The sequence below is a fragment of the Pseudomonas sp. EA_65y_Pfl2_P78 genome (assembly GCF_963970495.1).
Classification (GTDB): domain Bacteria; phylum Pseudomonadota; class Gammaproteobacteria; order Pseudomonadales; family Pseudomonadaceae; genus Aquipseudomonas; species Aquipseudomonas baetica_A.
Genome location: NZ_CAXAON010000026.1, coordinates 57,490 through 70,404 on the forward strand (window position 1 = coordinate 57,490; position 12,915 = coordinate 70,404).

Sequence of the window (12,915 nt, forward strand, 5' to 3'; positions counted from 1 at the left end):
ACCCGCTTGACGGCTAGCGCCGTCGGAGACCCTTGCAATGCCTGACCAAGATGTACGCTTGCAACACCTGAAACTTTGGCTCGATGAGCAGTTGGCAAACCTTTTTGCAGATCAGGGTTGGGGCGCCGTGCCCCCGGCCACGTTGACCGCGGCCAGTAGCGACGCGAGTTTTCGCCGTTACTTCCGTTGGGAGGGCGCGGGTCGCAGCTTCGTCGTCATGGACGCGCCGCCCCCCCAGGAAAACTGCAAACCGTTCGTGGATATCGCCTTTTTGCTGGCGAAATCCGGAATAAATGTGCCGAAAATTTATGCAGAAGACCTCGAACGCGGATTTCTTTTGCTCAATGACCTGGGCAACAAGACCTATCTGGACGTGATCGACACTGAAAATGCCGACGCATTGTTCAACGATGCCCTGCAAGCATTACTGGCTTTTCAGCAGTTGCCGATGGTTGCGCCGTTGCCCAGTTATGACGTTGCTTTACTGCGCCGCGAGCTGGAACTGTTCCCTGAGTGGTACGTGAAGCGTGAACTCGGTGTCGAGTTCGATGCGACTCAGCAACAACAGTGGCAGCAGGTCAGCGATCTGTTGATCAATAGCGCCCTGGCCCAGCCAAAAGTGCTGGTGCACCGCGACTACATGCCGCGCAATCTGATGCTCAGCGAGCCAAATCCCGGTGTGCTGGATTTCCAGGATGCGGTGTATGGCCCCGTGACCTACGACGTGACCTGTCTGTTCAAGGACGCCTTCCTCAGTTGGCCTGAGGAGCGCGTACACGGATGGCTGGAGCGTTACTGGCAGCAAGCCTCGGTGCTGAACATCCCGGTGCAGCCAGATTTTCAAGACTTCCTGCGCGCCAGCGACCTGATGGGTGTGCAGCGTCACCTGAAAGTCATCGGCATCTTCGCGCGCATCTGCCATCGCGACGGCAAGCCGCGTTATCTGGCCGATGTGCCGCGCTTCTTCTCTTATATAGAGGCGGTGATCGCTCGTCGTCCTGAGCTGGCGGAACTGCAAGCGCTGTTCACCAGCCTGCGTGGTGGAGCGACGGCATGAAGGCAATGATTCTGGCGGCAGGCAAAGGTGAGCGCATGCGCCCGCTGACCCTGACCACGCCCAAACCGCTGGTGCGTGCCGGCGGCGTCCCGTTGATCGAATATCACCTGCGCGCCCTCGCGGCAGCCGGATTCAACGAGATCGTGATCAATCACGCCTGGCTGGGTCAGCAGATCGAGGATTACCTGGGTGATGGCTCGCAGTTTGGGGTGAGCATTCAGTACTCGCCGGAAGGCGAGCCGCTGGAAACCGGCGGCGGTATTTTCCGGGCGCTGCCGTTGCTCGGTGACGACGCGTTTCTGGTGGTCAACGGTGACATCTGGACCGATTACGACTTCAGCGTGCTGCACCAACCGATCCCCGGTCTGGCGCATCTGGTGCTGGCGGACAATCCGGCGCATCACCCTGCCGGTGATTTCTCACTGGTTGACGGGCAAGTGATTGATGGCCAGGCGGATGCCGCGACGCTGACTTACAGCGGCATCGCCGTGCTCCATCCGCAACTGTTCGAGGGTTGTGCACACGGCGCCTTCAAACTGGCGCCGTTGCTGCGCAAGGCCATGTCTGAAGGCGAGGTTACTGGCGAGCGACTCAAGGGCCATTGGGTTGATGTCGGCACGCACGAGCGTCTGGCCGAAGCTCAAACCTTGATAGAAGCGAGTCGCTGATATGTTGTGGCCAGGGACTCTGATTGGAGCCGGAGCGGGTTTTGCTATCGCCAGCATTCCGGGGGCCATGCTTGGGGCGTTGTTGGGGCAGGCGCTGGATCGGCGCCTGCACTTGCAGAGCTGGGGGCATCTGCGGGAAAAACTCGGTGGTCGGTCGGTGTTGCGCAACGACGAATTGTTGTTTGTGTTGCTCGGGCGTCTGGCCAAGAGTGATGGCCGGGTCACGGACGGGCATATTCAGCAGGCGCGCAACGAGATGCGAGCGCTGGAAATGAGCGACCCGGCGATGCGTCGGGCGATTGCGGCGTTCAATCGCGGCAAGTCCGGCAGTGATCGTCTGCGCGGCTATCTTCGGCGTTTGAGTGCGCAGCCGCACGCGGCCGAAGGCGTATTGCGTGCGTGTTGGCGGATGGTCTGGGCCGACGGTCGAGCTGGCGTCAGTGAGCGGGAGTTGCTGGCGCAGTGGGGTAAATGGCTGGGCTGGACGACGCATCAGGTGCAGGCACTGGCCAGTGATTACGAGCCCGGCAAGCGGCCAATCGTCAGTGCGGCGGTGAGCTATCAGGAAGCGATGCGTCTGCTGGGTGTTTCGGTGTCCAGCGAGCCGGCGCAGATCAAACGGGCTTATCGACGTTTGCTCAGTCGGCATCATCCGGACAAGATTGCCGGCAGCGGTGCGACACCGGCACAGGTGCGTGAAGCGACCGAGAAAACCCGCGATTTGCACAACGCCTACACGTTGATTCGGGAACGGCGGGATTTTCGTTAGGCACTAGATGGGTGTTGTTAGCACTTGCCTCTTCGCGAGCAAGCCCGCTCCCACATTCGATCGCGTTTGTTCAGTTGAAATGCAATCAAGTGTGGGAGCGGGCTTGCTCGCGAATGGGGCAACTCGGCGCTGGATCAGTCCGGGTTCTGCGGATTCAACCAACCACGCACCCGGCGGAACAATTGTTCCTGCTCTGCCTTGTTGTCCGGCAGTGCCTTGAGTGCGACTTGGCTGAACGCCGAAGTCTTCAAACGCTTGCTCGCCTGCATCCGTTCCAGCGCCGCATGGCGATCCAGCGGTTTGTCCATGTAGAAAATATCAGCGGTCGGCAACTTCAGCATGGGCGTGAGTTCGGCCAGTGGTGGTTTGGCCTTGGTCGGGACCTGCGCATCGACCATGACAAACTTCTCGACCTGCGCCGTTTGCTTCTCGCTCAAATAACGCGCTGCCCAGTAGGCCCCCGTGCCGTGACCGAGCACCACGATACGGCGTGCGCTCTGCTGTTCGGCGTAGGCAATGGCTGCGTCGATGCGCGCGAAGATGCGTTCGGCATCCGCTTTGGCTTGTTCTTCCGTCGTTTCGGCCACCACCTGATCGGCCACCTCCGCTTCACCGCCAGCCGCTTGTTCGATCGGTTGCGCAGTGGTGGCATCCTTGCTGCCACTTTCGGGGGCTTTCGCTGGTGCCGCCGCTTCGATCACGCGCGGTGCGATGACATCGCTTTGCAGGTCGGGCAGGGTGATGCTCAGGCTGCTCCATTCGACGTCCGGCAATTTTTGCCGTAACGGGCCGATTGCCTGAGGCCAGTCAGCTGTTTCGCCCGCGCCGGGGATGATAATCACCGCGCCTTTGGGTTCGGCGGTATTGGCCGGTTTCCACAGGGCAAGGAAGGTCTCGCTGCCAGCCTGCAATTGTTGCTGTTCTTGCGTCGGGACGATACGTTCCAGTGCCGCCGCCTCTTCCTGACTACGCTCAAGCAGTGGCTGACGTTCGACGGGTTTTTCTTCAGCGGGTTGGGCCGACGTGGTGGCAGGCGCCGGATCGGCCGCTTCGACGGAAAACGCACAAGGCAGGATCAGCGACAGGCACAATGCTGGCATTGCCAGGCGGTAGACAGAGGGCATCGGTTATTCCAGGCCAGAAAGTATCCCGGCAGCCTAATGGGTTGGTCAGAATTTGTCAGTGTATGGGGCTTCAATGAAGCGATTTTGCTGCCTGTGGGTTATCGGCTGTTTGTGGTTTCCCTTGATGGGCTGGGCCGCGCCTGCGCCACCGGCACACGTTGCACAATTGTCAGAGGGCCAGCAGCAATGGTTGGCGCAACACCATGAACTGCGTGTCGGTCTGGTGTTGCAGGCGCCCTTTGCGCAGTACGACCGACGCTTGCAGCGCCTGTCCGGGGCCAACGTCGAGTTGATGAAATGGCTGGCCCGGGCTCTTAATATCGAGTTGAGCTGGCGTAATTTTCAGAATCTGGCGCAATTGGAAACCGCTTTGCGCGACGGCGAGATCGACATCGCCCCGGGCCTGACCCAGACGCCGAGTGCCCTGCGTCTGTGGAAGTTTTCCGATCCATACATGCGTGTCCCGCAACTGGTGGTCAGCGATCAAAAGTCCAGCGGAGCAGTGGATCTGGAAAAAATCGACAGCCAGACTCGCGTCGCCATCCGCATGCCGAGTGCCACCGCCGACTATCTGCGCAGCAACTATCCCCATCTGAATCTGCAAGGCGTGCCGCTGGAGCGTCAGGCGTTGCAGTTGCTGCTGAGTCAGCAGGCCTCTTACGCGGTGATTGATGAGGCACAACTCGGTCGGTTGTCGGCCGAGCCCGAGTTTGCCGAACTGGTGGTGGTCGGTGATGTGGGCCTGCCGCAATTGCTGCGAGTCGCCTCACGTCGCGATTGGCCGGAACTGGCGGGCATTGTCCAGAGTGCCTTGAACGCAATCCCGGCCAGGGATCTGGAGCGCCTGCACAATCAATGGCTGCAACCCAAATACCCGCGACTGACGGAGTCGCCGGGGTTCTGGCAGAACCTCAGTCTGTTGTTCGCGGTGATGCTGCTCAGTTGCGCGGCGATTGTGTTCTGGCAGCGGCGCCAGCAACAGAGCCTTGAGCAACGTCTGCTCGCCGCACGGGAAGACATCGCCCTGCGCGCAGCCAGCGAAGAGGCGTTGCGCCTGACGCAGTTCTCCATCGATCAAAGTACCGTCGGCATTCTTTGGGTCAACTGGGACAGTCATGTTCGCTATGCCAACCGCGCGGCGGAAAACATGCTCGGCTACCCCTCTGGCGCACTCATCGAACGACCGCTGATCGACTTCGAACCGGGTCTGCACATGGACCGCTGGCTCAGCCTGTGGAAGCGCGCGCGGACCAGTGAAGAAGGCCCGCTGAGCTTCGAAACCAGTTGCGTGCGCGCCGATGGCAGCATCCTGCCGGCTGACGTATCGCTGAGCTTTCTGCGTTTTCGCGAGAGTGAATATCTGGTGGTTTACCTCACCGATGTCACGGAACGCCGTCGCGCGTTGGCGGCGTTGCAGGAAAGTGAGGCAAGGCTGCAGGGGATCGCCGCCAATGTACCGGGGCTGGTGTTCCGTCTGGAGCGGGCGCCAGTGACCGGGCAGATCGACTTTGCCTATATCAGCGAGGGCAGCGAAAGTCTGGTCGGTTACGCGCCGGCGGCGATTGCCCACCGCGACATGGGCCTGCGCAGTCTGGTGCACCCGGACGACAAGGCCGGTTATCACCGCACGCAGGATCACGCGCTGGATACCGACAGCGATTGGTCGTGGCAGGGGCGAATCCTCACGCGCCAGGGTGAGCAGCGTTGGGCCGAGATCAAGGCGATCACCCGTCAGTTGGAGGATGGCGCCTATGTCTGGGACGGCATCGTCTGGGACATCACCGAGAGCAAGCGCATCGAACTGGAACTGGCGGCATCGCGTGAGCAACTGCGTGAACTGTCGGCGCACCTTGAAAGTGTCCGCGAAGAAGAGAAGGCGCGCATTGCTCGTGAGGTTCACGATGAATTGGGGCAGATGCTGACGGTGCTCAAACTCGAAACATCGATGTGCGAACTGGCTTACGCGCAACTGGACCCGGGGCTGAATGAGCGGTTGAACAGCATGAAACGCCTGATCGCCCAGTTGTTCCAGTTGGTGCGCGACGTGGCGACAGCGCTACGGCCGCCGATTCTGGATGCCGGGATCGCTTCGGCGATTGAATGGCAGGCCCGTCGATTCGAAGCGCGCACGCAAATTCCGTGTCTGGTGCAGGTGCCGGATAATCTGCCGGCGCTGAGCGATGCCAAGGCGATTGGCTTGTTCCGTATCCTGCAGGAAGCGTTGACCAACGTGATGCGCCATGCTCAGGCGCATACTGTGGAGCTGACGCTGGCGCTGGAAGGCGACGAATTGTGTCTGACGGTCAGCGATGATGGCGTAGGCTTTGTCGCCCCTACGGGCAGGGCGACGTCGTTTGGTCTGGTCGGCATGCGTGAGCGGGTGCTGATCATGGGCGGGCGCTTGGCGCTTGAGAGTGAGCCGGGGGAGGGCACCAGTCTGAATGTTTGGGTGCCGGTGGATGAGGTTTGACTGAATCTGGAGAAGAACGTGATCCGAGTACTGGTAGCCGAAGACCACACCATTGTCCGAGAAGGCATCAAGCAATTGATTGGCCTGGCCAAGGACCTGCAAGTGGTGGGGGAGGCGAGCAATGGTGAGCAACTGCTTGAAACCCTGCGTCATGTGCCGTGCGAAGTGGTGTTGCTGGACATCTCCATGCCTGGGGTCAACGGCCTTGAGGCGATCCCGCGAATCCGTGCGCTGAACAATCCGCCGGCCATTCTGGTGTTGTCGATGCACGACGAAGCACAAATGGCGGCACGGGCATTGAAGGTCGGAGCGGCCGGCTACGCGACCAAGGACAGCGATCCGGCGCTGTTGCTGACCGCCATTCGCAAAGTCGCGGCGGGCGGGCGCTACATCGATCCGGATCTGGCTGATCGGATGGTCTTCGAGGTTGGCCTGACTGATGCGCGACCGTTGCACTCTTTGTTGTCGGAGCGCGAATTCTCGGTGTTCGAGCGCTTGGCGCAAGGCGCCAACGTCAACGACATCGCCCAGCAACTGGCCCTGAGCAGCAAGACCATCAGCACGCACAAGGCGCGGTTGATGCAGAAACTCAACATTACTTCGCTGGCCGAACTGGTCAAATACGCGATGGAACACAAACTCCTCTGAAGATCACCGCAATCAAAAACGGTGGGAGGGGGCTTGCTCCCGAATGCGGTGTATCAGTCGCCAACTAAGTTGGATGACCCACTGCATTCGGGAGCAAGCCCCCTCCCACATGGAATCTCTACCGTGTTCCGGATTGTGGGCATATCCGTTAGCGACAGCGGCTAGTGCCTGCTCTGTTGGCTCGCAGCTTGTCGCTCGCGGCGGCCTTATCCGTTAGCGCCATCCTTGTAGGGCAATCCCTACCCCCAACCTTCCATCCGGCTGAGGCGATTCTCTCCTGCGCCCCGATTTGCGTGCCTGTCAGCAGCCACTAGGCTTAACCCACAAGCAGTCATCAACAACAAAGGTGCGGGTATGAGCCAGGTCGATTCAAACGCAGGGGCCAGTGATGTGTTGGTCAGCTTTCGTGGAGTGCAGAAGAGCTACGACGGCGAGAACCTGATCGTCAAAGACCTCAACGTGGACATTCGCAAAGGCGAGTTCCTGACCCTGCTCGGGCCGTCCGGCTCCGGCAAGACCACCAGCCTGATGATGCTCGCCGGTTTCGAAACACCGACGGCCGGGGAAATCCTTCTGGACGGGCGTGCGATCAACAACGTACCGCCGCACAAGCGCGACATCGGCATGGTGTTCCAGAACTACGCACTGTTCCCGCACATGACCGTGGCCGAGAACCTTGCGTTCCCGCTGACCGTGCGCGGCCTGAACAAGAGCGACGTCGGCGACAAGGTCAAGAAAGTCTTGAGCATGGTTCAGCTCGACGCGTTCGCCTCACGCTATCCGGCACAGTTGTCCGGTGGCCAGCAACAGCGTGTGGCACTGGCTCGTGCGTTGGTGTTCGAACCGCAACTGGTACTGATGGACGAACCGCTCGGCGCCCTCGACAAACAACTGCGTGAACACATGCAGATGGAAATCAAGCACCTGCACCAGCGGCTCGGCGTGACCGTGGTCTACGTGACCCACGACCAGGGCGAAGCCCTGACCATGTCCGACCGCGTTGCGGTATTCCATCAGGGCGAAATTCAGCAGATCGCGCCGCCACGCGCCCTCTACGAAGAGCCGAAGAACACCTTTGTCGCCAACTTCATTGGCGAGAACAACCGCCTCAACGGCCGCTTGCTCAGCCAGAACGGCGAGCGCTGCGTGGTCGAACTCGGTCGTGGCGAGAAGGTCGAGGCGCTGGCGGTCAACGTCGGCCAGACCGGCGAACCGGTGACTTTGTCGATCCGCCCCGAGCGCGTCAGCCTCAACGGTTCGAGCGACCAATGCGTCAACCGCTTCTCAGGGAGGGTGGCGGAATTCATCTATCTGGGCGACCACGTCCGGGTGCGCCTGGAAGTCTGCGGCAAGACCGACTTCTTCGTGAAACAACCGATTGCCGAGCTCGATCCCGGGCTCACTGTCGGTGACGTGGTTCCGCTTGGCTGGCAGGTCGAGCACGTACGCGCGCTTGATCCTCTTTTAGAGGCGAACTGATCGCCCCGGCACGACCAACACCAACCCTGCACGTGGAGAGAACAATAAATGTTGAGATCCCTGAAGTTCACCGCCCTGACCCTGGGCCTGATGGGTGCGGCAAGCGCAATGGCCGCTGGCCCGGATTTGACCGTGGTGTCGTTTGGCGGGGCGAACAAGGCGGCGCAAGTCAAAGCCTTCTATGCACCGTGGGAAGCGGCGGGCAACGGCAAGATCATTGCCGGCGAGTACAACGGCGAAATGGCCAAGGTCAAAGCCATGGTCGACACCAAGAGCGTGTCGTGGGACCTGGTCGAGGTTGAATCGCCAGAACTGTCCCGTGGTTGCGACGAAGACATGTTCGAGCCACTGGACCCAGCGTTGTTCGGCAAGAGCGAAGACTACGTCAAAGGCGCGATCCAGCCCTGCGGCGTTGGCTTCTTCGTTTGGTCGACCGTACTGGCGTACAACGCCGACAAGCTGAAAACCGCGCCAACCAGTTGGGCTGATTTCTGGGACACCAAGAAATTCCCGGGCAAGCGTGGCCTGCGTAAAGGCGCCAAGTACACCCTCGAATTCGCCTTGATGGCCGATGGCGTTGCGCCGAAGGACGTCTACAAAGTACTGGCTGGCAAGGACGGTCAGGACCGCGCGTTCAAGAAACTCGATGAGCTCAAACCCAGCATTCAGTGGTGGGAAGCCGGCGCTCAACCGCCGCAATACCTTGCTTCCGGCGACGTGGTCATGAGCTCGGCCTACAACGGTCGCATCGCTGCCGTGCAGAAAGAGTCCAACCTCCAAGTGGTCTGGAACGGCGGCATCTACGACTTCGACGCCTGGGCCATCCCGAAAGGTCTGGACGCCAAGCGTGCCGAAGCGGCGAAGAAGTTCATCGCCTACTCGGTGCAGCCGCAGCAGCAGAAGACGTACTCGGAAAACATCGCCTACGGCCCGGCCAACACCCAAGCCGTACCGCTGCTGTCCAAGGATGTTCTGAAAGACATGCCGACCACCCCGGAAAACATCGCCAACCAGGTGCAGATCGACGTCAGTTTCTGGGCTGACAACGGCGAGCAACTGGAACAGCGTTTCAACGCCTGGGCGGCGAAGTAACCCGAGGGCTCGCCCTCCTGTGGGAGCGGGCTTGCTCGCGAAAGCGCCAGTACATTCAACATTGATGTCGACTGACACGCCGCCTTCGCGAGCAAGTCGAATCGTCGCACCGTCGCCCCCACATTTGGATCTGTGTGCATCAATCGATCGAGGTGGTCCGCCACCTCTGTAACGATCAAAGATTTGCGGAGTACGTCATGGCCATCGCCGTTCCCCTGAACGAGGGCGCCAGCCCCACCTTGAAGCAGAAGCTCAAGCACGCCGAGCGGGTCAACCGCTGGAAGGCCCAGGCGTTGATTGCGCCGCTGGTGCTTTTTCTGTTGCTGGTGTTTCTCGTGCCGATCGTGGCGCTGCTCTACAAAAGCGTCGGCAACCCGGAAGTGGTCGGCGGCATGCCGCGCACCGTGGCGGCCATCGTCAGTTGGGACGGTCGCGGTCTACCCGCCGAACCGGTCTACAAGGCTGCCAGCGATGACCTCGCCGAAGCCCGGAAAAACTCGACGCTGGGCGATTTGTCCAAGCGCTTGAACATGGAGTTGGCCGGCTATCGCAGCCTGCTGACCAAAACGGCCCGGGCGCTGCCATTTGCCAGCGAGCCGGCCTCTTATAAAGCCGCCCTGGAAGCACTCGATGAGCGCTGGGGCGATCCGGCCTACTGGCAAGCGGTCAAGCGCAACACCAGCAGCATCACCCCGTATTACCTGCTGGCGGCAGTCGACCATCGCATCGACGACCTCGGCGAGATCGCCCCGGCCACCCCCGATCAGGCGATCTACCTCGATATCTTCGCCCGTACGTTCTGGATGGGCCTGGTCATCACCGTAATCTGCCTGCTGCTCGCTTATCCACTGGCTTATCTGCTGGCGAACTTGCCATCACGCCAGAGCAACCTGCTGATGATTCTGGTGCTGTTGCCGTTCTGGACCTCGATTCTGGTGCGCGTGGCCGCCTGGATCGTGTTGCTGCAATCGGGCGGTCTGATCAACGGCGCCCTGATGGCGATGGGCATCATCGATAAACCGCTGGAGTTGGTGTTCAACCGCACCGGCGTTTACATCTCGATGGTACACATCCTGCTGCCGTTCATGATTCTGCCGATCTACAGCGTGATGAAAGGCATCTCGCCAACCTACATGCGTGCCGCGATCTCGCTGGGCTGCCATCCGTTCGCCAGTTTCTGGCGGGTGTACTTCCCGCAGACCTACGCGGGTGTCGGCGCCGGTTGCCTGTTGGTGTTCATCCTCGCCATCGGCTACTACATCACCCCGGCGCTGCTCGGCAGCCCGAACGATCAGATGGTCAGCTACTTCGTCGCGTTCTACACCAACACCAGTATCAACTGGGGCATGGCCACCGCGTTGGGCGGCTTGCTGCTGCTGGCAACCGTGGTGCTTTATCTGATTTACAGCTGGCTGGTGGGCGCCAGTCGCCTGCGCCTGAGCTAAGGGGAATTTGAGATGCTGAGTCCTTACATGTCGCCCATCGAACGGGTGTGGTTCTACAGTTTGCGGATCCTGTGCGGCTTGATTCTGCTGTTCCTGATCCTGCCGGTGCTGGTGATCGTGCCGCTGTCGTTCAACTCGGGCAGTTTCCTGGTGTACCCGCTACAAGGCTTTTCGCTGCACTGGTATCAGGACTTCTTCGCCTCGGCGGAGTGGATGCGGGCGCTTCGCAACAGCATCATCGTGGCCCCGGCCGCAACCGCGCTGGCCATGGTCTTCGGTACGCTGGCAGCGATCGGCCTGACCCGTGGCGACTTTCCCGGCAAACCGCTGGTGATGGCGCTGGTGATTTCGCCGATGGTCGTGCCGGTGGTGATCATTGGTGTGGCCAGTTATCTGTTCTTTGCGCCACTGGGCCTGGGCAACAGCTTCTTCTCGCTGATCGTCGTGCATGCGGTACTCGGTGTGCCGTTTGTGATCATTACGGTGTCGGCGACGTTGCAGGGGTTTAACCATAATCTGGTGCGGGCTGCGGCCAGTCTTGGTGCTTCGCCGCTGACCGCGTTCCGTCGCGTGACTTTGCCGCTGATTGCGCCAGGGGTCATTTCCGGGGCGTTGTTTGCCTTTGCGACGTCGTTTGATGAAGTGGTGGTGACGTTGTTTCTGGCCGGGCCTGAGCAGGTTACGTTGCCTCGGCAGATGTTCAGCGGGATTCGCGAAAACCTCAGTCCGACGATTGCGGCTGCCGCGACCTTGCTGATCGCCTTCTCGGTGATCCTGCTGCTGACCCTGGAATGGTTGCGTGGCCGTAGTGAAAAACTGCGCACCGCCCAGGTCTAAAGCCGTACTCGGTGAAAACGGTGGGAGGGAGCAAGCCCCCTCCCACAAGGGATTTGTGTTGTGTGCGAAGTCTTGGGTTATTCACGACCTGAATAGCAGACAACCCCGAATCCCCAGCTAATCTTGTGCCCAGCTCCCCTATCTATAAGAGGCTGCGCACCATGAGTCTTTCCCAGTTCAAAATCGCTCACAAACTGATCACCGGCGCCGGCGCCATCGAGCAACTGGCGGCGGAACTCACCCGCCTCGACATCGACAACCCGCTGATCGTCACCGACGCCGCTCTGGTCAAATCCGGCACCGTTGAGCTGGCGCTGGTGCAACTGGGCGGGCGCGAGTACGAGATTTTCGACCGCGTGCTGCCGGACCCGGAAATCGCCATTGTCGAAGACTGCATGCGTGCGTACCGCGAGGGCGGGCATGACGGCTTGATTGGTCTGGGCGGCGGCAGTGCCATCGACATCGCCAAAAGTGTCGCCGCCTATGCCGGTTATCACGGCGCGCTGGAGGATCTGTTCGGCGTCGAACAGGTGCCACGCAAAGGCCCGCCACTGATCGCCATCCCGACCACCGCCGGCACCGGCTCGGAAGTGACCAACGTCGCCATTCTTTCGGACAAGGTTGCGCAACTGAAGAAAGGCATCGTCAGCGACTATCTATTACCGGACGTCGCGCTGGTCAGTCCGCAGATGACCCTGACGTGCCCACGCAGTGTCACCGCCGCCAGTGGCGTCGATGCGTTGGTGCATGCCATCGAATCCTATCTGTCGGTCAACGCCTCGCCGATCACCGATTCCCTGGCCATCGGCGCGATCAAACTGATCGCCAAGGCCCTGCCCAAGGCCTACGCCAACGGCGCCAACCTGCAAGCGCGGGAAGACATGGCCACCGCCAGCCTGATGGCCGGGATGGCCTTCGGTAACGCCGGGGTCGGTGCGGTGCATGCGCTGGCCTATCCGCTGGGCGGGCGTTTCAACATTGCCCATGGTGTCAGCAATGCGCTACTGCTGCCCTATGTCATGACCTGGAACAAGATGGCCTGCGTCGAGCGGATGCAGGATATTGCCGAAGCCATGGGGGTGAAGACCGCTCATCTGAGTGCCATTGAGGCAGCGGATAAAGCCGTGCAGGCCATGACCGACTTGTGTGCAGCGGTGGAGATTCCCGCCGGGTTGCGCAGTTTCGGTGTGCCGCAAGACGCGATCCCGGCCATGGCCTTGGAGGCCGCAGGCATTGAACGGCTGATGCGCAACAACCCCCGTAAACTCAGCGCTATTGATATCGAGAAGATCTACCGCGCCGCCTACTGATCATCGCCGTCACGGT

General features: G+C 60.7%; 11 protein-coding genes. 10 read left to right on the plus strand and 1 reads right to left on the minus strand.

The window, feature by feature from the left end; translation table 11 throughout:
* The first annotated feature begins 37 nt into the window (after nt 1-37).
* Genes AACY02_RS19155 through AACY02_RS19165 form a run of 3 tightly spaced genes read left to right on the plus strand, consistent with a single transcriptional unit; the run spans nt 38 to nt 2,494 of the window.
* Nucleotides 38-1,057: an aminoglycoside phosphotransferase family protein gene (locus tag AACY02_RS19155; protein ID WP_339433307.1), complete on the plus strand. Its 1,020-nt coding sequence runs from the start codon at nt 38-40 to the stop codon at nt 1,055-1,057.
* The gene (murU, locus tag AACY02_RS19160; protein WP_339433308.1) at nt 1,054-1,725 is read left to right on the plus strand and encodes an N-acetylmuramate alpha-1-phosphate uridylyltransferase MurU; all 672 of its coding nucleotides are present in this window, start codon (nt 1,054-1,056) and stop codon (nt 1,723-1,725) included. The genes AACY02_RS19155 and murU overlap by 4 nt, the downstream gene beginning before the upstream one ends.
* Before the next feature lies 1 nt (nt 1,726).
* Complete coding sequence (locus AACY02_RS19165; protein ID WP_339433309.1) at nt 1,727-2,494, plus strand: TerB family tellurite resistance protein; 768 nt, start codon at nt 1,727-1,729, stop codon at nt 2,492-2,494.
* A gap of 134 nt (nt 2,495-2,628) precedes the next feature.
* Here the strand turns inward: AACY02_RS19165 and AACY02_RS19170 are convergent, their stop codons facing one another.
* Complete coding sequence (locus AACY02_RS19170; RefSeq protein ID WP_339433310.1) at nt 2,629-3,618, minus strand: alpha/beta hydrolase family protein; 990 nt, start codon at nt 3,616-3,618, stop codon at nt 2,629-2,631.
* A 73-nt stretch (nt 3,619-3,691) separates the two neighbouring features.
* Between AACY02_RS19170 and AACY02_RS19175 the strand changes: the two genes are divergently transcribed.
* The 7 genes from AACY02_RS19175 (at nt 3,692) to AACY02_RS19205 (ending at nt 12,899) form a co-directional block, all read left to right on the plus strand.
* Nucleotides 3,692-6,088, plus strand: a complete 2,397-nt coding sequence (locus AACY02_RS19175; protein WP_339433311.1) for a PAS domain-containing sensor histidine kinase — start codon at nt 3,692-3,694, stop codon at nt 6,086-6,088.
* An 18-nt stretch (nt 6,089-6,106) separates the two neighbouring features.
* Nucleotides 6,107-6,736, plus strand: coding sequence for a response regulator (locus AACY02_RS19180; RefSeq protein WP_008085218.1), 630 nt, complete (start codon nt 6,107-6,109; stop codon nt 6,734-6,736).
* A 354-nt stretch (nt 6,737-7,090) separates the two neighbouring features.
* Nucleotides 7,091-8,215, plus strand: coding sequence for an ABC transporter ATP-binding protein (locus AACY02_RS19185; protein ID WP_339433312.1), 1,125 nt, complete (start codon nt 7,091-7,093; stop codon nt 8,213-8,215).
* A 48-nt stretch (nt 8,216-8,263) separates the two neighbouring features.
* A complete protein-coding gene (locus tag AACY02_RS19190; RefSeq protein ID WP_221731090.1) occupies nt 8,264-9,307 on the plus strand; it encodes an ABC transporter substrate-binding protein in 1,044 nt (347 codons plus the stop codon).
* 197 nt (nt 9,308-9,504) lie between these two features.
* A complete protein-coding gene (locus AACY02_RS19195; RefSeq protein ID WP_339433314.1) occupies nt 9,505-10,752 on the plus strand; it encodes an ABC transporter permease in 1,248 nt (415 codons plus the stop codon).
* Nucleotides 10,753-10,764: 12 nt separating this feature from the next.
* A complete protein-coding gene (locus tag AACY02_RS19200; RefSeq protein WP_339433315.1) occupies nt 10,765-11,589 on the plus strand; it encodes an ABC transporter permease in 825 nt (274 codons plus the stop codon).
* A gap of 161 nt (nt 11,590-11,750) precedes the next feature.
* Complete coding sequence (locus tag AACY02_RS19205) at nt 11,751-12,899, plus strand: iron-containing alcohol dehydrogenase (RefSeq protein WP_339433316.1); 1,149 nt, start codon at nt 11,751-11,753, stop codon at nt 12,897-12,899.
* The last annotated feature ends 16 nt before the right edge of the window (nt 12,900-12,915 follow it).